Genomic DNA, 19,678 nt, shown 5'->3' on the forward strand with positions numbered 1-19,678 from the left:
GGGGGGGCCCCCGCCGACGCAGTCGGTGGTGGAGGGGAGAAGCCCCCTCCGTCAGCCCTGACGGGCTGCCACCTCCCCATCGCTGCGCGACAGGGAGGATAAGGCGTTACCCGAAGAGGTCCGCCTGCGCTTCCGCCGAAGGCCCCGCCAGCTGGCGATGCACCTGCGCGATCACCGCCACGAAATACACCGCCATTACCGTCGCCAGCACCGCCTCCACCGCCGCCGCGACGAAGCGTGCGACTTCGGCCGGAGCGAGCAGCGTGATCGGTATTGTCAGAACGTTGCCGAAGATCAGCAGCACGATCATGGCCGCCGCGAGCAGCGCGTAGAAGCCCAGCAGCCGCGCGGTATTGCCCTTGGTCAGCTTCCACGAGCGCACCAGTGCCGCGACCGGGTTGAACACGTTCTCCACCGCGATCACCGGCGCCGCCACCGACAGGCGCACGCCCATGACGATGGCGAAGAGCAGCACGATGGCCAGCCCGATCACCCCGCCGACGACGCCTCCGACGACGCCCAGCAGCCCCGCAACCACGAGCGCGATCAGCGCCAGCGCCATGCCGGTGAGGATCTGCGCGAGCAGATAAGGCACCACGCCCTTCAGCCCGTCGCGGATCGCACCGCCCACGGTCGGTCGCCGATCGCTGTCGAGCAGGCACAGGAGCGAAAGCGAGCCCAGCGCCTGGAACAGCGCCATCGGGATCAGCACCGGCGCGACCGAGAGATAGTAGGTGCGCAGCATGGTCATCATCTGCGTCTCGTTCATTCCCGCGCCGGTCTCCGGCGGCGGGAAAAAGATCGAGAACATCAACTGCGGCAGGAGAAAGAACACCCCGGCCAGCGCCAGCACGACCTCGCGGTTGGCGGAAACGGCCTGGGACGCCTGGCTCCAGGCCCGGCTGCTGTCGAACTTCATCAAGGGTTCCATGATCTCGCCATAGACGCCGGTTGGCGCGTTTGCACTTGATAACCGCATGGAATGACGCCACGCAACGCGGCATGACTTCGCTACCCGGTGATATCGAACTGCGCATCTCCGCCGATCCGGTGCCCTACCGCGAGGCGCTGGAGGAGATGACCGCCCGCAACGCAGCCATCGCCGCCGGAGAGGCGCGCGAACTGGTCTGGCTGTTGGAGCATCCGCCGGTCTACACCGCCGGCACCAGCGCCGCCGTCGCCGAACTGCTCGACCCTCGCTTCGAGGTGGTCGAGGCCGGACGCGGCGGGCGCTATACCTACCACGGCCCCGGCCAGCGCATCGGCTATGTGCTGCTCGACCTCAAGAAGCGCGCCCGCGACGCGCGCGGCTTCGTCCACGGCCTCGAAGGCTGGGTTATCGAGACCTTGCGCGATTTCGGCGTCGAGACCTTCCGCTCCGAAGGTCGCATCGGCATCTGGACCACCGACGTCGATGGGCGCGAGGCGAAGATCGGCGCGATCGGCGTTCGCATCCGCAAGTGGGTGACGATGCACGGCTTCTCGGTGAACGTCGCGCCCGACCTTTCGCATTTCACCGGCATCGTGCCTTGCGGCATCGAGGAATTCGGCGTCACCAGCCTCAAGCGACTCGGCAAGGACGTGAACCTCGCCGCCTTCGACGCCGCGCTGATCGCACGCGCCCCGGCTTTCCTCGCCTCACTGGAAAGCCCCTGCCCGCCTTCCGCACCGGAGACCGCGTAAATGAAGTCCGCGCACCTGATCCTGCCCGTTGCCCTGACGGCGCTGGCGCTCGGCGGCTGCAGCAAGAAGGCGGACGACCAGCCCAAGGCGGCGGCGGGCGGCGAATTGCTGCCGCGCTCGGTCAGCGATGACATGCTGCCTTACGATACGGTGAAGTCGCAGGCCTCGCTTGTCGACCCGAACGCCGGGCTCGGCCTTCCGCGCGCGGGCGGCCCTGCGGTTCCGCCATCGGAAGTGGCGGATGATGTGGTCGAGGGCGACGAGCCCGCGACGGTGATCGAAGCCCCGCCGCCTCCGGCACCTTCCGCGACGCCGACGCAGCCTTAGGCAAAATCCTCCCTGTTGCGAAGCAATGGGGAGGTGGCAGCCCGCAGGGCTGACGGAGGGTTTCTACCCCCTCCACCACTCGCTCCGCGAGCGGTCCCCCTCCCCATCGCTTCGCGACGGGGAGGATGCCCCCCTTGCGCCCCAATCCCCATCAGGCGCATCATCGCTCCCAAACCGGAGCCACCCGCGATGCTGCCCACCCTCACCGTCTTCGAAACCTCGCCCGACCGCGGCCGCGGCCTTGCGCGGGACATGCCGGTTCGCTGGGCGCTGGAGGAAGTGGCACAGCCTTACACCGTACGCCTCGTCTCGTTCACGGCGATGAAGGAGGCCGCACACCGCGCCCGCAACCCTTTCGGCCAGATCCCGACGTATGAGGAAGGCGGCCTCGTGCTGTTCGAATCGGGCGCCATCGTGCTGCACCTCGCGCAGAGCCATACCGGGCTGCTGCCGGAGAACCCGGAAGCTCACACCCGCGCGGTCACATGGATGTTCGCCGCGCTCTCCACGCTGGAGCCGCCGATCGTCGAACGCTCGATGGCCGCCCTGTTCGAGAGCGACAAGCCCTGGCACGAGGAGCGCCTGACCATGCTCGACGCCCGTGTGCGCACCCGCCTGGGCGACTTCGCCGCGCGGCTGGGCGATACGGAATGGCTGGACGGCGCCTTCAGCGCGGGCGACCTGATGACGATCTCTGTACTGCGCCGCCTCGCAAGCTCGGGGCTGCTGGAGGACTTCCCAACGATCCGCGCCTACGTCGCACGCGGCGAGGCCCGCCCCGCCTTCCAGCGGGCTTTCGCCGCGCAACTGGCGGTGTTCGAACAGGCCGGGCGGTAAGCGATCGAATCCGCAGCTCTGAGCAGTATAGACAATGGATCGCCCCTCCCTTCGTCATTACAAGCGCAGCGAAGCAATCCAGTGCGGTTTGCGCGGCCCTGGATTGCTTCGCTGCGCTCGCAATGACGATTCAAGGTGAAGCTCGAAACCGTTTTCCTACAGCGTCAGCACGGCGGTATTCTCGCCCGATGCGCCCCCTGCCCCGCCTTCTCCGTGCACGATGTCCAGCCGGTTCATCGCGCAAGGTTACACTTTTCACGCACAAGGTGACACTTTCCGCGCGCAAAGTGACACATGGCGCCCCAAGGTGACACTCTCCCATGGAAAGGTGTCACCTTGTGACAGGCGCCTCGGCCAGAAAACCCCGGAAATCCGCCACTCACCCTCGCAAGCAGCGGCCTGGCAGATCCCCCTGGACCGTGTAAACCGTGTAAACCTCCGGCGCTCAGAGCGCCTTGTCGTAGATCACGTATTCGCGGTTGACGGTGCTGTCGATGGCGTCGGCGATAGCGACCATGCCCTGGTTGTCCTCGAGAACCCAGCCGATCTCACCGCGCTTGGCCCCGAATTTGGCGACGGCGGCGCGGCGGATGTACTCGATCATCATGAAGGCCAACTGGCTGGCGAGCCGCGAGGACTGCAGCTTCTTGCGCACGCCCATCAGCGGCACGCGCATGTCGGCGGGCCGGGGCTTACGCAACCAAAGGAGCAGCTTGAGCAAGCCGAGGATGGACGGCTTGCCGGTGCGCTTGTTGACCTTCATCTGGATACCGTTGAGGTCCGGCAGCGTCATCATGAACGCCACCGGCTCGCCCTCGTACTCGGCGATCATGATCAGTTCGGGATGCACCAGCGGCTTCAGCGCCTTTCCGGTATACTCGATTTCCTTGTCGGTGAAGGGCACAAAGCCCCAGTTGTCCGACCAGGCATCGTTCAGGATCTCGCAGATGATCGCGGCTTCGCGGTCGAAATGCTTCAGCTCTACGCCGCGCACGTTGATCTTGGCGTTCTTCTCGCCGGACGAGACGATGCGCTGGATCAGCGGCGGGAACTGCTTGGTGACGTCGAGTTCGTAGGTCTTCAGCGTCTTGACGGCGGTGTAGCCCTGGCTCTCGATCCAGCCCTGATAAGCGGCGTTGTGGTGCGCCATCATGACCATCGGCGCATGATCGTGGCCCACCGTCTGGATGCCGGGCTCTTCCCAGACCGACAGGTTCATGGGCGCCAGCACACGGATCATACCCTGCTCGCGCAGCCACTGCTCGGCCTGGGCGATGAGCGCGTGGGCGACTTCGGCGTCCTCCGCCTCGATCGCGCCCCAGTTGCCGGTGCCCGGCCCCATCCCCTGCTCAAGCGGCTGTTTCAGCGCCTGTTCATCGATATGCGCCGATATGCGGCCGACGATCTGGCCGTCCCGCTTCGCCAGGAAAAGCTGGACGCGGGCATGCTCGAAGAACGGGTTCTTGCCCGCTGTGAACTTAGAGATTTCCTCCGAGCGCAGATTCGGCACCCAGTTTTGATCTGACGCATTGAGTCGATAAGCGAGATCGACAAAAGCGGCGATGTCGGCCTTGCTGGAGATCGGAGTGATGACTAGTTCGGCCACGATGCTGCCTTTGTTCTGGCGTAACGGAATATGAGCGCGACGTGCTGCCGATGGCGGCAGGTTGTCAAGTCGGACCGCACGGCGAATTGCGGTGGAGCGCGGACCGGGCGGCCTTATGCCCGGAAACACTTTGGAAATCTTGCACGATGAATGCCCAGAATGCGATCGACCTGCCCCCCGCCGATGCGCGTAATTCCGCGCAGGGATCGACGTGGCACTCGCAGATGCCCGACGACAAGGCCATGCTGCGCGCCGCCGTCGAACTGACGCGCGACATCGCGGCGGCCCGCCCCGGCATCTACTGGCCGGACATGCTGGGCAGCGCCGCGCTCGGCTATGCGGCGTTGGCGGGGGCGATTCTGGCAGGCAATCCGGTGGTCGCGGTGCTGCTGGGCGTGGTCGCATCGCTGGCGCTCTACCGCGCGCTGCTGTTCATCCATGAACTGACGCACATCCACAAGGACGCCCTGCCCGGCTTCCGCTTCGGCTGGAACCTGCTGGTCGGCGTGCCAATGCTGATCCCCTCGTTCATGTACGAGGGCGTGCATACCCAGCACCACGCCCGCACCCGCTACGGCACGGTCGAGGACCCGGAATACCTGCCGCTGGCGCTGATGAAGCCGTGGAGCCTGCCGGTCTTCGCGCTCACCGCGATACTGCTGCCGCCCGCGCTGCTGATCCGCTCGGCGGTGCTCGTGCCGCTGGGCGCAATCGTGCCGCCGCTACGTACGCTGGTGTGGGAACGTGTCTCGGCGCTCGCCATCAACCCGCAGTACAAGCGCCGCAAGCCGGAGGGCGACTTCGCCCGCATGGTGTTCTGGCAGGAACTCACCTGCTCGGTCTGGGCGATCGGCCTCGTCGCCGCGAGCTTTGCCTGGGGCTGGAGGCCGCTTCTGATCGCGCTGTGCGTCGTCTCGTTCACCGCACTGCTCAACCAGGTCCGCACCCTTGTCGCCCACCTTTGGGAGAACGACGGCGAAGCGATGACCGTCACCGCGCAGTATCTCGATTCGGTGAACGTGCCGCCGCCCGGCTTCGTCGCGGCGATGTGGGCTCCGGTGGGTCTGCGCTATCATGCGCTGCACCATCTGCTGCCTTCGATGCCCTACCACTCGCTGGCAGAGGCGCACCGCCGCCTGACCGCTCATCTGGAAGAGGGTTCGACTTACGGCAAGGCCAGCTATCCCGGCCTTGCCCCGCTGCTCGGAAGGTTGGCGCGCAGCACGATGAAGGTCAGGTAACCCTTTACTCCTCGGTACGGATCAACACAGTCTCGCCGATGAGCGCGAACAGCAGGAAAGGCGCCCAGGCCGCAATCAGCGGCGGATAGCCGCCGAAATTGCCCATCGCCAATGCCGCGTTGTCGAACACGAAGTAGGCAAATCCCAGCGCCATGCCGGTCACCGCGCGAATCAGCAGTGCGCCGGAGCGGGCAAGACCGAACGCCGCGACCGCCCCGAGCAGCGGCATCAGCGCCGAGGACAGCGGCCCCGACAGCTTGTGCCACCACGCGGCATCAAGCTCGCTGGTCCGCTGCCCAGCCTCGCGCACAGCCTGGATCGAGCCGGTAAGCGTGAAGATATCCTCCGCATCGGCATCGACCTTGGAGATGAAGATCTTGGCCGGCGTGATGCCCGGCGCAACGGTGGCCGCGACCAGCTTTGTCGTCGTCGTATCGGAAACCTGGAACTTCGTCGGCTTGTCGAGCTTCCAGCCGGGATTCGCGTAAGTCGCAGTGCCGGCGCGCATCATCTCGACGATCATGTCGTTAGCGTCGCGGCGATAGTAGGTGACGCCGTGCAGCATCATGGCATTGCCCTCGCCGGAGAGCGACTGCGCCAGCAGCAGGTCGCTGCCTTCGGCAAGATAGAGGTTCGCCTTGGGGCTCGCGTTCTTCGGGATCGGCCCGTAGTCCACCGCCTGCCAGGAATCGAGCGTCCGCGCCGCGCGGGTGACGACACGCTCGTTGAAAGCGAAGCTGAAGCCGGAGATCACCAGCGCGGTCAGAATCAGCGGCGCCAGCACCTGATGCGCCGACAGCCCCGCCGCCTTCATCGAGATGACCTCGCTGTTCTGGTTCAGGGTCGCCAGCGTGATGATCGTGGCGAGCAGCACCGAATAGGGGAGGAACCGCGCCACCAGTTGCGGCACGCGCAGAGAGACATAATAGAGCAACTGCATCTGCCCGTTGCCCTTGTAGGCTAGGATATCGCCGCTCTCGCCCAACAGATCGAGAACCTGCAGCACCAGCACCAGCATGATAAGCACGGCGACGATGCGCGTCAGGAACAGCCGTGCAAGATAGAGTGTCAGGGTGCGCGACGGGAAGAATTCGAGGTTCATGGATCAGCTCTGGTCCGCTGGCGTCGGCAGGATAGGCCCGCGCCGGTTACGACGCAGCAGCGACTTCAGGCGCTTGACCACCTTGTCGGACGCGGTCTCGAGCCAGCCGATCGCCTGACCGCCCGGTATGTAGGCCACACGCCAGTACATCCAGACGATGATCGCCGCAAAGCCGAAGAACGGCCCCCACAGCCCGATGATGGGGTTCATCTTGCCCAGCGAGGCGACGTCGTTCGCGTACTGATTGACCTTGTGGTAGGCCACGACCATCACGATCGACACGAACAGACCCAGCGCCGACGTGGAGCGCTTGGGCGGGATCGCCAACGCAACGCCAAGCAGCGGCAACAGCAGCATCATCACGACTTCGACCATGCGGTAGTTGAAATTCGCCTGACTGGATACGCGCTCGTCGCTTGGCGCATTCTTGTCCCAGCCGAGCTTCAGAAGTTCGGGCAGAAGGTATTCACGCTCCTGCCCGCCGCGCTGGCGGAACTTCTCGATTGCGGGAAGCTCGATCGGCAGGTCGTGGCGCGTGAAGGTCAGGACGCGCGACGGCTGCCCGGGCTCGTCCTGAATGATCTGGCCCTGCTCGAGTCGGAAGATGATCGTGTCGGGATTGTCCTTGAGCGCAAGAAAACGCCCCTCCCGCGCGGAGATCGAGAGCACCTGGCCCTTGTCGTTCGAAAGGCGCGCGAAGATGCCCATGAGCTTGCGCCCATCGTCACGGCTTTCGTCGATGCGCAGGGCGATGCGGTCTTTGAGGGCGGTAAACTCGCCAACCTTGATCGAGGCCCCGAGCGCGCCGGACTTGAGCTCGTAATTCAGCTCTTCGTAGTAATAGCGGGACAGCGGCTGAAGATAGCCGACGATCGCGAAATTGGCGATCACCAGCGCGATCGTGATCATGTAGGGCACGCGCAGCATGCGGGTATAGCTGAGCCCCACCGCGCGCATGACATCGAGTTCGCTGCTGGTCGCCAGCTTGCGGAAGGCAAGCAGGATGCCGAGCATCAGCCCAAGCGGGATCGCAAGGCTGGCGTATTCGGGCAGCATGTTCGCCAGCATCTTGAAGACGACGCCGATCGGCCCGCCTTCGGTCGCGACGAAGTCGAAAAGCCGGAGCATCTTGTCGAGCACGAGCAGCGATGCGGCGAGCAGGAATATGCCCAGCATCGGCATTAGCACGAGGCGCAGGATGTAGCGGTCTAGGGCGCTGATGAACTTCACTTAGGCGTCGTCACTCAACCGTTCTCCCCCGCCCTTAACGGCTCACGCCAGGAGGGCAAAGCGATTTGTCGCTGGCGATCCGACATCTTCCTGAAAGTGTCGGGTGAGCCGTTGAACGTCGCTGGAGCGGCAAGGTTTCCGGCTGGAGAAAGAATGCGCTCAGGCCTTTTCCAGCGTGCATTGTAGTGGGTGCTGGTTCTGACGGGCAAAATCCATCACCTGGTTTACCTTCGTCTCGGCAATCTCGTATGGGAAGATGCCACAGACGCCTACGCCCTTCTGATGGACATGCAGCATGACGCGCGTGGCCTGCTCGAGGTCCATATGGAAGAAGCGCTTGAGGACCAGCACCACGAATTCCATCGGGGTGTAGTCGTCATTGAGCATCAGTATCTTGAACTGGCTCGGCTTCTTCGGCTTAGCACGGGTCTTGGTGGCTATGCCGACCTGATGGTCGTCGCCAGTACCGTGATCGGTGTCGCCATCGTCCGCCATCACAACCGGAAGCGGCGCGAACGGAAAGGGCGACAGGTCAGAATCAGCGATCGGGGGAATCATGGTGCCCAGAATATCGTACCGAGGCGTCCGATAACAAGATGCCCCGGCCTATATTCTCGGTTCAGCGGCTCAATCGGCCGGATAACTGCGTCATCCGACCGGTCGAACCTGCCTTAGATCAGAACGGAGCAGCCGAGCGCGCCTTCTCGACGGCGATGCTCACGCGGCCCGAGATCGGTGCGAACGTGTCGCTCATCAGCTTGAGCATCGCTTCGCTGTTCTTCGAGCTGTAGGCAACAGCCGTGTCGAAGTTCTTGCGAACGAGATCGCTCTGCAGCTTGAAGAAGTCGGTCGGCGACTTTGCGGCAGCGAGTTCCTTGATGTCACCCGACATCTTCTCGAACGCGGCGCGGCTCTCCGAGACGAGTTCCGAACCCATGGCCTGCACGCCCTCGGCGTAGATCTTGCCCGATTCGACGGCGGCCTCGACGTTGCCCTTGGCGAAGTCGCTGACTTCGCCCAGCACGCTGGTGCTCTTCTCGAAAGCAGCCTTGGCCTTGGCCTGAGCTTCGGTGATGGCGTCCTGGAATCCGGTGAAGTTAGCGCTCATGTCCATTGTCGTTTCCTCGAGCATGAAATTGGAGAACAGTCCTGCGAAGACGGGCTTGCCCGAAACGGGCTTCGGTGCGGTCTTTGGTGCCGCCGTTGGAGTGGCCGCCTTCGGAACCGGAACGGCAGCAACCGTTTCCTTCACGTCCTTGGCAACCTTGATGGCCGGCTTGGCCGTAGCGACTTTTGCCGGAACAACTGGTAAGACCGGCTTCGGCTTCGCGAGTGCGACCGGGGCGGTCTTAATCTTGGGCTTCGGCGCTGCAACCTTCGCTGCCGGAGCCTTTGAAGCGGGAGCCTTGATCGGAGCCGCTTCGGCGACCGGCACCTTAGCGGGAGCCGAAGCCACCTTTGCCGCAACCGGCTTGGGGACCTCAACTTTCGCGGGCGCTTCCACCTTTACCGGTGCAGGCACCTCAGGCTTTGCCACCTTCGGCACGACAGCGGCTACTGCAGGCTTTGAAACTTCCGCCTTCGGCTTTTCCGGCACCGCAGCTTCCGGCGCCTTGACCTGGGCAGCCGGCTTGGCTTCCACGGGCTTGGGTGTCGTTACCGGAGCGATATTGCTCTTCGGGTCTTCATTGTCGGCCATCTGTGCATCCAGCCTTATTTGAAAACTTCGAGTAGGAGCCGGGCGTCACCCCGGGCAATTCATGCGAAACACGAGTCGCATCAACCTTTGCTGCGTTGCAAAATAGGTTTTTGCAGACGCGAAGTCAACACTTCTATGCTGCGATGCACAATTTATGCTGCACCGCACAAATTCGCCTTGCTTTTCAGGTCCACGCAGAGTGTCTGTCGCAGATTACAGCCGTGTGTCAGCACGCCCGCACTCGCAGGTCACGTGATTAAACAGCCGGAATGGACCTTGTTTAGCGTGCGGAGACGTAGCGCCCCGGAGCGTCCTCGACGATTTTGTCACCGCGCCCGCCAGGCTTGCGCCTGCCCCGTGCCGGAACTTCCGCCGGATCGAGATTGCGCAGCCACTCGGCCCAATGCGGCCACCATGACCCGGGATGCTCGGTCGCGCCCTCGACGAAATCGGCCAGCGATTCTGGTGACCCATCGTTGGTCCAGTATTGGTACTTGCCCGTCGAGGGCGGATTGACGACCCCCGCGATGTGACCGGAACCCGCAAGAAGGAACGCCCAGTTCCCGGCCAGATAGCGCGTCAGCTTCCATACGCTCGTCGGCGGGGCGATATGATCCTCTCGCCCGGCCTGGATGTAGCAGGGCGTGGCAATGCGATGGAGGTCGATCGGCACGCCGCAGGCCGATAGCGAATCCGCCACCGCCAGCCGGTTGTCACGATAGAGGTCGCGCAAGTAGTTGCGATGCCAGAGCGCCGGAAGGTTGGTGACATCGCCGTTCCAGTGCAACAGATCGAACGCCGGGTAGTCCTCTCCCTTGAGGTAATTACGCTCGACGTAATTCCAGATGAGGTCGTTACCGCGCAGGATATTGAACGTCGCGGCAAGATAGCGCCCGTCGAGGTAGCCTTCGGGAGACAGACGGCCGACGGTCTCGATCTGCTGGTCGTCGATGAAGTTCTTGAGGTCGCCCGCATCCTCGAAATCGACCTGCGCGGTAAAGAAGGTCGCGCTGGCGATCTTGTCCGCCTCGCCCTTGCGAGCCAGCACGGCGAGCGTGGCCGCCAGCGTCGTGCCGGCGACGCAATAGCCGATCGTGTGCGCCGAAGGCACACCAAGACGGTTGCGCGCAAAGTCCACGGCCTCGATCTGCGCTGCGATATAATCATCCCACAGAAGATCGGCCATCGAGGCGTCGGCCGACTTCCAGGAGACCATGAACACTGTCACGCCCTGCTCGACTGCCCAGCGCACGAAACTCTTCCGCGCATTAAGGTCGAGGATGTAGAAGCGGTTTATCCATGGTGGGAAGATCACCAAGGGAGTCTTCAGGACCTTGTCGGTGGTCGGAGTGTACTGGATGAGCTGGTAGAGCGGGGTTTCGAAGACCACCTTGCCAGGGGTCACAGCGATGTTCTCGCCCAGCACGAAGGCGCCGGGCCGGGTATGCGTCAGTTGCCCCTTACGCATGTCGTCGAGCAGGTTCTCGAACCCGCGCACCAGGCTTTCGCCGCGCGTCTCCGACGCTTTCGCGAGAGCGACCGGGTTTGTCAGGGGAAAGTTGGCGGGGCTCAGGGCATCCACTACGGTCCGGGTGGCGAACAGCAATTGCGCCTTGCGCGCAGGCTCCAGCCCCTCGATCGATTCCGCGAGGCCGGTGACCTGCTCGCTCATGAGCAGATAAAGCTGGTGCAGCATCGCGAAGAACGGCTGGCGGCGCCACTCCGGATCGGAGAAACGATGGTCGCGGCGCGGCAGCTCCGGCTGTTCCCGGATTTCCTCGCCGCGCGGTCCGATGCCATATTGCCCGAACACGGCATTCACCAACGCCAGCCCCTCGTTCCACAGCTTCTGCTGCATCTCGGGATTGGCGAGCGGAAGCTGGCGAAAGACGCCCTCAACCGTGGCGATCCATTTCATGGGGTCGGCGTAGTGCGGAGGCTTGTCTGCCGATGCCTTGTTCAGCTGCTCGACCTGAAACTCAGTCCATATCGAATGCAGCCGGCCGGCCACCTCGGCCCATTGCACCGTCGCTTCGGCTTCAGGAGTGCCCTCCGCCGGGACCATCTGGCCAAACAACGTCGTCAGGCTCTGAACCTGGGACTTCATGACGTCGCTGATGAGGTCGGCGTCGGTAGCCATCGGCAATCGCTCTCCTTGGGATTCGCACGCAGGTTGGCAACCCTGCGGACTCCTGTCGAGCCCCCTTCGCTCGCTTCAGCGTGACATTTCCTGCAATTATCTTTCGCCAGTCCCCATTTGCGCGGCAGCCCGAATCCCTTACAGGGGCCAGGCGGCGATCCTGCCGCCAACGCTACTGGATACCAGAGGTCATGGAAGACGAGTTCTACCGCATCAAGCGACTGCCGCCCTATGTCATCGCCGAAGTGAACGCGATGAGGCACGCAGCCCGCCAGGCCGGTAAGGACATCATCGACCTCGGCATGGGCAACCCCGACCTGCCCCCGCCCCAGCACGTGCTCGACAAGCTGTGCGAGGTGGCGCAGAAGCCCGACGCTCACGGCTATTCGCAGTCCAAGGGCATCCCCGGCCTGCGCCGCGCCCAGGCGAACTACTACGCCAACCGTTTCAACGTGGAACTGGACCCCGAGCGCGAGGTCGTGGTGACCATGGGCTCGAAGGAAGGCCTGGCCAGCCTGGCAACCGCGATCACGACGCCCGGCGACGTGGTGCTGGCGCCCAACCCGAGCTACCCGATCCATACGTTCGGCTTCATCATCGCCGGCGCCACGATCCGCTCGGTTCCGACCACGCCTGACGAGAACTACTGGCGCTCGCTCGACCGCGCGATGGCCTTCACGGTACCGCGGCCCTCGATCCTGATCGTCAACTACCCGTCGAACCCGACAGCCGAAACCGTGGACCTCGCGTTCTACGAGCGCCTCGTCGCCTGGGCCAAGGAGAACAAGGTCTGGATTCTGTCCGACCTTGCCTATTCGGAACTCTATTACGACGGCAACCCGACCCGCTCGATCCTCGAGGTGCCGGGCGCCAAGGACGTCGCGGTGGAATTCACCTCGATGAGCAAGACCTACTCGATGGCAGGCTGGCGCATCGGTTTTGCGGTGGGCAACCAGAAGCTGATCTCTGCGCTGACCCGCGTGAAGTCCTACCTCGACTACGGCGCCTTCACGCCGATCCAGGCCGCTGCTTGTGCCGCGCTGAACGGCCCGCAGGACATCGTCCAGCGCAACCGCGACCTCTACCAGAAGCGCCGCGACGTCATGGTCGAGGCATTCGGCCGAGCCGGATGGGACATTCCCGCACCAAAGGCCTCGATGTTCGCCTGGGCGCCCCTGCCACCGGCCCTCAAGGACATGGGCAGCCTGGAATTCTCGAAGCAGCTCCTGACCCACGCCGAAGTCGCCGTCGCTCCGGGCGTCGGCTACGGTGAAGACGGAGAAGGCTTCGTCAGAATCGCCATGGTGGAAAACGAACAACGCCTTCGACAAGCCGCGCGCAACGTGAAGCGTTACCTCAGCTCGATGGGGGTTAATACCCCTTCATCCTGAGCGCCTGTAACGGCAAAAATTCAGGATTTCTGCGGAATATCGAAGTTAACGCACGCGTAGTCCTGTAATAATATACGTGTTGTAACAGAGGGTAAAATTACGCCATCTCGCCCCTCGCATTGGAATACTGAGCTATTTGGGGGGCAGATGGCTAACCTTCTTTCACGGCGAGAATCGCCGTATCATTTTCGATGGCTCGGGTCTGACAGAATCCCGATCGACTTCGATCTCAGGGTTTGCGGCTGGACACTCGACTTTGGTGGAGAGCCCTCCAGCGACAGCATGGGGGTCATGCACGCAGGTCATCTCGATCCTGCCGGATGGGAAAGGCTGCTGGCCGTCCGCAACGACGTACGCCGTTTCGTGCTGGTGATCGGCCCCGCATCCGCAAGTGAGCGCGCTGAACTTTTGCAAGCCGGCTTCGGCGAAGCCGTGCCCGATACTGTCGATCCCAGCGAGTTCGAGGCCCGTGCCTGCAGGTTGGCCGAACTGACACGCTGGCTACCCCGCCACCGTCGCCTCGGCGATCTGGAACTCGATCTGCTGGCCCGCGAGGCTTATGGGCAGGGCAAGTCCCTCAACCTCAACCCCCGCGAATTCGCACTTATCTGGCGCTTGGCGGACACGCCCGGAGAGCCGGTGAGCAAGCAGGACCTGATTCAGGACGTCTGGCGGATGGGCTTTGTACCCGAAACCAACAGCATTGCCGTTCACATGTCCCGCCTGCGCCGCAAGCTGGGCTTCGTAGGCATGGCGGGCATCATCGCCACAGCCTCGGCAGGCGGCTATTGCCTGAGATCAACTGCCGAGGACGAGGCGCGGACGACGTTCGTCCCGAACGGCGGACCATATTCCCATCCGCAACAGGCTGTCGCCTGAAACACGAACCTCGATCAGGACAAGGGGCTGTCGGCGATCCGGGCGAGGTCATCGGGCGTATTGATATTGGCGATCGGCGTATCGATCTCGACGAGACGCGCGCCGATCATTTCCGCGAACCGGCGCATAGAATGACGCTCCGTGCTCTCCAGCAAGGTTTCAAGTTGCGGGGCGGCCGACGCAGGCCACAAGCCGATGACCGGCTGCATGGCAAGGCAGGCCGGCGCTCGCCCCAACAGCAAGGGCAAATCATCCGGTAGCGGCCCTGCATCGACGCCGCAACTCAACACAGCCTCGTAACCCTCGTCCAGGGCATGATGCAAGGCAGCCGCCAGCCCGCCAAGCGGCCCCATCCCAGCGCGCGGCCAGTCGGGGAGCGTCGGGGCGGGTGCGGTCTCGCGCCCGGTGACGACAACATGTTCGCACCAGCCCGACAGCGTATCGACCGCCAGCGAAATCAGCGTGCGCCCTTGGATTTCGGCCAGCGCCTTGTCGCTGCCGAAGCGGCTCGACAGCCCACCTGCAAGCACTGCTCCAAGAATCATGCCAAAACCCCTTCATGCAAGGAAACGGCTATTACAGCGCTCCGTCCGCGCTTTCGGCAAGGGAAGAAGCGCACGAAACGGGTATCGAGAGCGATGAGGCACAAACAAAATCCGGCCACTTGCGCGAATCCCGTTGCACTCCCAGCGATCGGTTGCTAGGCGCGCATTCCTCCACACGGATGGCCCGATGGCGGAGTGGTGACGCAGAGGACTGCAAATCCTTGCACGCCGGTTCGATTCCGGCTCGGGCCTCCACATCCTTCTGAAAATTGGTGCTTATTTCCCCTTCGGGGCCGCGCTTTGCCTAGCGCCGCTTCTTCAGGACGAGATAGATCGCACCCTGCCCGCCATGACGCCGATGGGCGCCGCGAATGGCGACGATGTCCGATGCGTGCTCGCTCGCGGCAAGCCAGTCGGCGATCTTCGCGCGGATCGCACCGCGCGCGCTGCCCCGGTCTGCGGCATCCACAGGACGCGCCTTACCGGTCACGATGAGCACTACTCGTGCGCCCATCGCCTTTGCCTGCACCAGCCCGTGCATCAAACGCATGTAGGCCTGATCGAGGTTGGAACCGTGCAGGTCGAGGCTGAAATCGGGCAGCAACGTGCCTTTGGAGATCCGCTTCTCCCACGATCCGTCGAGATTGACCGGCACATCGACGCGCGGCTTGGGCGGGGCCGCTTTAGGCAGCGACGGCGGCGGAACCCGGCCCTTGACCTTTTTCACAGGTGGTGGCGGAGCAACCGGGACCGGCATCACAGGCGCCTCGGGCTCGACCAGCTTGCGAGGCGCGACAAGCGGCTTGACGGTGCGGGCGACTTGCGCCCAGACCGCCTTCTCCTCTTCCGTAAGCCTGCGCCCCGGCCGTTTCATCGGGCGCCGAGGCGGGTCAGGACGCCCTTGGGCAAGAGGATCAGGGCATTGCCCCGGCCGCTCATGCCGCCTGCGGTCAGGCGGGCCTGGGACCCGGCGCCCCAGAAGGTGTCGAAACGGTTCGCACCCTTGATCGCGCCGCCGGTATCCTGTGCGATCCACAGGCCGTTGGCCTCGCGGCGGTCCATATCGAGGTACACAGGAGCACCCAACGGCACATAGCGGGGGTCTACGGCCACAGAATTGCCCGCTCGCACGGGCACATTGAGGGCACCGAGCGGTCCATCACCGTTCAACACTTTAAAGAAAACCCACGAGCGATTGCGCTCCATCAGCGCGCGCCCCTCGACCGGATGCTCGCGGACATATTGCATGATGCCCTGCATGGAGCCGGAGTACTGACCCGGCCCGGAGCCGACCAGCCCCTGATCGCGCATGACCCCGCCGATGCCGGTATAGGGCAAGCCGTTCTGGCCCGCATAGCCGATGCGCGTCACCGTGCCGTCCGGAGCGACGAGGCGGCCGGAGCCTTGCACCTGAAGGAAGAAGAACTCGACGGGATCGGCGGCCCAGGCAATCTCCAGCCCCTTGCCCGCCAGCGCCCCGGCATCGATCTGTGCGCGGTCGAAATAGCTGGTGAAGGTGCCGTCCGGCGCATAGCGGCCAAGCGGCATGCGCCCGCTGCTGAGCGGCGGCGCATCCCCCGGCTTCGCACGCACGAGATCGGGCGGGAAGGCGTAGACCGGCACCGTATAACCGGGCTGCGGCGTGCGCCCGCCGGCGATCTCCGGTTCGTAGTAGCCGGTAGCGTAGGAACTGCCGTCGCCGATGCGGGCGGCCTCGAAAAAACTGGAGAAGAACAGCGCGGGCGATCCCGCGCCCCAGTTCACGGCGGCGGTGCAAGCCTGCCGCCAGTCCTCGGGCCGGGTCAGGCCACTGCCGTCCTTGCGGACGATGAGCTTCGGGCAGCTTTCACGGAACGAGGCGAGAGCGCCTGCCGCATCGGCCGCGCCCATCCGCAGCGCCGACAGCGCAGGACCACGGCGCACACCGGCAGCCAGCGCGTTCTGGGGAGATGAAGGCAGGGTCGTCGGCCCGGTCGGCGGAAGCGTGGGGCGCGGGCCGCCGGTCTTCGGGATTACGCCGCCGCAAGCCGCGAGCGTGGCCAGCAGACCGCCGATCAGAAGAGCGCGCCAGGCGTCCCGGATCGACCGCCCGGACACCACCGCAGGTGCCATAGTCTCCAGCGCCAAAACAAACCCTCCCCGCAAAGCAGACGCCCCGCGCCGGGGGTGGCACGGGGCGGATCAGGCTTTGTCGGCTAGCAGTCCAAAGAAGGGGGGATCAACCCCGGATCAACCTTCGTCGGTCTCTTCGAGGACCCAGTCGGGATCAGGCGAGTTCACGGCGCGACCGAACGTCCAGACGTCGATTGTCTCGATCGCGTCGTCGAGCGAACCGGCGACCACCTGACCCTCGGCGTTGCGAGTGACGGCGGCGATATCGGCACGGAAGCGCAGGGTGATGCGGGCATAGCCGTTTTCCACGCCGGCAGCGGTGAAGCCGGTTTCCTCGATGCGGATCAAGCGGTTGTCGAGCGTCTCGCCGGCCTCGATACGGGCGTCGATGGCGGCGGCGAAACCGGCATAGACGTCATCATCGCAAAGCTGGCGCAGTTCGGCCTTGTCGCCCTTCCAGAAGGCTTCGAGGATCATGCGATAAGCACTGCGCGCGCCGTCGAGGAAGGCGGCGGCGTCGAAACGGCGATCAGCCTGCGAAATCTCCGCAAGGCCACGCTCGACCGAAGGCGGCGCGAGCGGGATCGCACGCTGGCGGGGCTGTTCGGCGCGGGCGCGGTCATCGCTGCGCTGATCGGGACGCGGCGGCGCGGAAACGCGCGGAGCGCCCGGCTTCTGGCCCTGGCGACCTTCGAAGCGTCCCTGGATGGGCTCCTCTTCATGCTCGGCGCGGCGGCCGAGCACGGAGTACAGCCGCAAGCCAAGGAAGGCTGCGATCATGGCCAGGATCACTATTTCCGGTGTCACGTCCCTAATTCCATCCTTCTGTGGCGCCCCGTCTGTGGCACCGTGGCCGCAACCGATCAAAGACCGGCCTGAAGCCCCATCGCACTCCGGCGCAGTTCCGAAGACTCGAACGTGCCTTCGGCTTAGCACTCGAACATAGCCCCAGATAGGTACGCATTACAAATGAACAACGCGTGAGTGGCTCGTTCGGGGCATTTTCCCGGCGGATCGAGCCCCTCGAAGCGATGTGCGCGCAACTTCGGGACACAACCTCTACAATTTTCCCGACGCTCGGGTGTTCCCCGCGCCCGCAAAATGTTTTACCCGCCCCCGCTGAACGTTTCAGATTCCATTGCGGGACACAGATCAGATGGCCGACGAAGGCAACATCATTTCCGACCTCGACCTCGGCAACGGCGAAGACACCGCCCCCGCCGCAGGCATCATTTCGCAGTACATCAAGGATCTCTCGGTCGAGAATCCGAACGCCCCCGAAGCGTTCTCGTGGCAGGAACAGCCGCAGATCGACGTGCAGTTCAACATCGGCGCGCGCGCGATCGAGGGCGAAGTCCACGAAGTCGAGCTGAAGATCACCTGCTCGTCGCGCACCAGCCTGGGCGTCGCCTTCGCGGTCGAGCTGAGCTACTGCGCGCTCATCGGCATGCGCAACCTCGAAGAGGCCCAGTCGCACGCGTTCCTCTTCGCCGAGGCGCCGCGCATCCTGTTCCCTTACGCCCGCCGCATCGTGTCGGACGCCGTGCGCGACGCCGGTTTCGCGCCGCTCATGCTCGAGCCGATCGACTTCAACGGCCTCTACGTGCAGCAACTGCAGGCGCAGCAGCAGCAGGCCGAGACCGGCATGGGCGAGCCGGTCGGCAACGCCTGAGATAGTTGCTGAGGGTCGGGGCGTCGCGCCGGTGCTTCGACAAGCTCAGCATGAGCGGGCGGGGGTGATGAAACCAGACGGTGTCACTTCCCGCCCGTTTTCCACTCCGCTCATCCTGAGCTTGTCGAAGGATGCGAGACACGGCGCCTGCCTTTTGGAAAGCGCGGCATGAACCTCGCAAAAGCCCTCGCCAGCGTCGGCGGACTGACGCTCGCCAGCCGGGTGCTCGGGCTTGCCCGCGACAGCCTGTTCGCCCGCTTCGTCGGCGCGGGCTTCGCTTCCGACGCCTTCCTGATCGCGTTTCGCCTGCCCAACATGTTCCGGGCTCTCTTCGCGGAAGGGGCCTTCGCCTCGGCCTTCATCCCGATGTTCAACCAGAAGGTCACGGACAAGGACGGCCCCGGCCTCCCGGCCGGCATCACTTTCGCCGAAGAGGCGTTGTCGGTGCTGCTGCCCGTCCTGATCGTCATGACCGTGCTGCTCGAAGTGCTGGCCTGGCCGGTGACGCTGCTGCTTTCGGGCGGGTTCAACGACGTCACGCACGACCAGTTCGCCTTCGCGGTCATGCTCAGCCGCCTGACGATTCCCTATCTCGCGCTGATAAGCCTCGTCTCGCTGCTGGGCGGCATCCTCAATTCGCTGAACAAGTTCTGGGTCAACGCCGCCGCGCCGATCCTGCTGAACCTGACGCTGATCGTGGCGCTCCTCGGCTTCCATTCGGACGACCCGCTGATCACCGCGCGCAACCAGGCGATCGGTGTTTCCGTTTCCGGCGCGCTCCAGCTGCTCTGGCTGGTGCTCGCCTGCCGCGCCAACGGGGTGTCGATGCGGCTGCGCATGCCGGTGTGGAACGTCGACGTGAAGCAGCTGCTCAACCTGATCCTGCCTGCGGCCGCCGGAGCCGGAGCGGTGCAGATCAACCTCGTCATCTCCACCGCGCTCGCCGCCTATCTGCTGGCGCACGGCTCGGTGACCTACATCTACATGGCGGACCGGCTGAACCAGCTGCCGCTCGGCCTCATCGGCATCGGGCTCGGCACCGTCCTGCTGCCGACGATCTCGCGCCAGCTCGGCGCGGGGCAGGAAGCCGAGGCGATGGAGACGCAGAACCGCGGCCTCGAACTGGCGCTGCTGCTCACCCTGCCCGCCGCCGTCGCGCTGATCGTCTGCGGAGAGCCGATCGCCGCCGCCCTGTTCGGCTACGGCAAGTTCGA

The 19,678-nt window shown here is 64.4% G+C and carries 20 protein-coding genes and 1 tRNA gene; 10 read left to right on the forward strand and 11 right to left on the reverse strand.

Annotated features, from left to right (window positions below; genetic code table 11):
- Window positions 1-106: 106 nt before the first annotated feature.
- The gene (locus LH128_RS26420; protein ID WP_327195275.1) at window positions 107-931 is read right to left on the reverse strand and encodes a hypothetical protein; all 825 of its coding nucleotides are present in this window, start codon (window positions 929-931) and stop codon (window positions 107-109) included.
- Between the two features lie 71 nt (window positions 932-1,002).
- Between LH128_RS26420 and lipB the strand changes: the two genes are divergently transcribed.
- The 3 genes from lipB (at window position 1,003) to LH128_RS26435 (ending at window position 2,847) form a co-directional block, all read left to right on the forward strand.
- Window positions 1,003-1,683: a lipoyl(octanoyl) transferase LipB gene (gene lipB, locus LH128_RS26425; protein WP_008832758.1), complete on the forward strand. Its 681-nt coding sequence runs from the start codon at window positions 1,003-1,005 to the stop codon at window positions 1,681-1,683.
- Window positions 1,684-2,010 (forward strand): hypothetical protein, encoded by a 327-nt coding sequence (locus LH128_RS26430; protein WP_008832759.1) that lies wholly within the window; start codon window positions 1,684-1,686, stop codon window positions 2,008-2,010.
- Window positions 2,011-2,199: 189 nt separating this feature from the next.
- A complete protein-coding gene (locus tag LH128_RS26435; protein ID WP_008832760.1) occupies window positions 2,200-2,847 on the forward strand; it encodes a glutathione S-transferase family protein in 648 nt (215 codons plus the stop codon).
- A gap of 445 nt (window positions 2,848-3,292) precedes the next feature.
- Here the strand turns inward: LH128_RS26435 and LH128_RS26440 are convergent, their stop codons facing one another.
- Window positions 3,293-4,453, reverse strand: a complete 1,161-nt coding sequence (locus tag LH128_RS26440) for a GNAT family N-acetyltransferase (RefSeq protein WP_008832761.1) — start codon at window positions 4,451-4,453, stop codon at window positions 3,293-3,295.
- A gap of 146 nt (window positions 4,454-4,599) precedes the next feature.
- Between LH128_RS26440 and LH128_RS26445 the strand changes: the two genes are divergently transcribed.
- Window positions 4,600-5,694, forward strand: coding sequence for a fatty acid desaturase family protein (locus LH128_RS26445; protein ID WP_008832762.1), 1,095 nt, complete (start codon window positions 4,600-4,602; stop codon window positions 5,692-5,694).
- 4 nt (window positions 5,695-5,698) lie between these two features.
- Here the strand turns inward: LH128_RS26445 and lptG are convergent, their stop codons facing one another.
- The 4 genes from lptG to LH128_RS34795 form a co-directional block, all read right to left on the reverse strand.
- On the reverse strand, window positions 5,699-6,796 hold the full coding sequence (gene lptG / locus LH128_RS26450) for an LPS export ABC transporter permease LptG (protein ID WP_008832763.1): 1,098 nt from the start codon (window positions 6,794-6,796) through the stop codon (window positions 5,699-5,701).
- Window positions 6,797-6,799: 3 nt separating this feature from the next.
- Window positions 6,800-8,026, reverse strand: coding sequence for an LPS export ABC transporter permease LptF (gene lptF, locus LH128_RS26455; protein WP_008832764.1), 1,227 nt, complete (start codon window positions 8,024-8,026; stop codon window positions 6,800-6,802).
- Window positions 8,027-8,185: 159 nt separating this feature from the next.
- Window positions 8,186-8,521: an ATP-dependent Clp protease adapter ClpS gene (gene clpS, locus LH128_RS26460; protein WP_037521517.1), complete on the reverse strand. Its 336-nt coding sequence runs from the start codon at window positions 8,519-8,521 to the stop codon at window positions 8,186-8,188.
- 181 nt (window positions 8,522-8,702) lie between these two features.
- Window positions 8,703-9,134: a phasin family protein gene (locus LH128_RS34795; RefSeq protein ID WP_231957944.1), complete on the reverse strand. Its 432-nt coding sequence runs from the start codon at window positions 9,132-9,134 to the stop codon at window positions 8,703-8,705.
- Here LH128_RS34795 and LH128_RS34800 point away from each other — a divergent pair.
- Window positions 9,133-9,747 carry a hypothetical protein gene (locus tag LH128_RS34800; RefSeq protein ID WP_231957945.1) on the forward strand — a complete coding sequence of 205 codons (615 nt, stop codon included), beginning with the start codon at window positions 9,133-9,135 and terminating at the stop codon, window positions 9,745-9,747. The genes LH128_RS34795 and LH128_RS34800 overlap by 2 nt on opposite strands.
- Before the next feature lie 258 nt (window positions 9,748-10,005).
- Here the strand turns inward: LH128_RS34800 and LH128_RS26470 are convergent, their stop codons facing one another.
- The gene (locus LH128_RS26470) at window positions 10,006-11,865 is read right to left on the reverse strand and encodes a PHA/PHB synthase family protein (RefSeq protein ID WP_008832767.1); all 1,860 of its coding nucleotides are present in this window, start codon (window positions 11,863-11,865) and stop codon (window positions 10,006-10,008) included.
- Between the two features lie 191 nt (window positions 11,866-12,056).
- Between LH128_RS26470 and LH128_RS26475 the strand changes: the two genes are divergently transcribed.
- On the forward strand, window positions 12,057-13,256 hold the full coding sequence (locus tag LH128_RS26475; RefSeq protein ID WP_008832768.1) for an LL-diaminopimelate aminotransferase: 1,200 nt from the start codon (window positions 12,057-12,059) through the stop codon (window positions 13,254-13,256).
- 291 nt (window positions 13,257-13,547) lie between these two features.
- Window positions 13,548-14,135 carry a winged helix-turn-helix domain-containing protein gene (locus LH128_RS26480; RefSeq protein WP_008832769.1) on the forward strand — a complete coding sequence of 196 codons (588 nt, stop codon included), beginning with the start codon at window positions 13,548-13,550 and terminating at the stop codon, window positions 14,133-14,135.
- A 14-nt stretch (window positions 14,136-14,149) separates the two neighbouring features.
- Here LH128_RS26480 and mobA read toward each other — a convergent pair whose 3' ends face one another.
- A complete protein-coding gene (gene mobA / locus LH128_RS26485) occupies window positions 14,150-14,680 on the reverse strand; it encodes a molybdenum cofactor guanylyltransferase (protein ID WP_008832770.1) in 531 nt (176 codons plus the stop codon).
- 181 nt (window positions 14,681-14,861) lie between these two features.
- On the opposite strand from mobA, the gene LH128_RS26490 reads away from it, so the two are divergent.
- Window positions 14,862-14,935 (forward strand) — tRNA-Cys (locus LH128_RS26490).
- 49 nt (window positions 14,936-14,984) lie between these two features.
- Here LH128_RS26490 and LH128_RS26495 read toward each other — a convergent pair.
- From LH128_RS26495 to LH128_RS26505, 3 genes are all read right to left on the reverse strand, one after another.
- Window positions 14,985-15,554, reverse strand: coding sequence for a Smr/MutS family protein (locus tag LH128_RS26495; RefSeq protein WP_008832771.1), 570 nt, complete (start codon window positions 15,552-15,554; stop codon window positions 14,985-14,987).
- Complete coding sequence (gene mltA, locus LH128_RS26500) at window positions 15,551-16,807, reverse strand: murein transglycosylase A (protein WP_008832772.1); 1,257 nt, start codon at window positions 16,805-16,807, stop codon at window positions 15,551-15,553. The genes LH128_RS26495 and mltA overlap by 4 nt, the downstream gene beginning before the upstream one ends.
- Window positions 16,808-16,909: 102 nt before the next feature.
- A complete protein-coding gene (locus tag LH128_RS26505) occupies window positions 16,910-17,599 on the reverse strand; it encodes a Tim44/TimA family putative adaptor protein (protein WP_008832773.1) in 690 nt (229 codons plus the stop codon).
- Between the two features lie 349 nt (window positions 17,600-17,948).
- Here LH128_RS26505 and secB point away from each other — a divergent pair, with 349 nt between their 5' ends.
- A complete protein-coding gene (secB, locus tag LH128_RS26510) occupies window positions 17,949-18,464 on the forward strand; it encodes a protein-export chaperone SecB (protein ID WP_008832774.1) in 516 nt (171 codons plus the stop codon).
- A gap of 168 nt (window positions 18,465-18,632) precedes the next feature.
- A partial coding sequence (gene murJ, locus LH128_RS26515) for a murein biosynthesis integral membrane protein MurJ (RefSeq protein ID WP_008832775.1) occupies window positions 18,633-19,678 on the forward strand: 1,046 nt, incomplete at its 3' end.

The organism is Sphingomonas sp. LH128, assembly GCF_000293195.2.
Taxonomy (GTDB): domain Bacteria; phylum Pseudomonadota; class Alphaproteobacteria; order Sphingomonadales; family Sphingomonadaceae; genus Novosphingobium; species Novosphingobium resinovorum_A.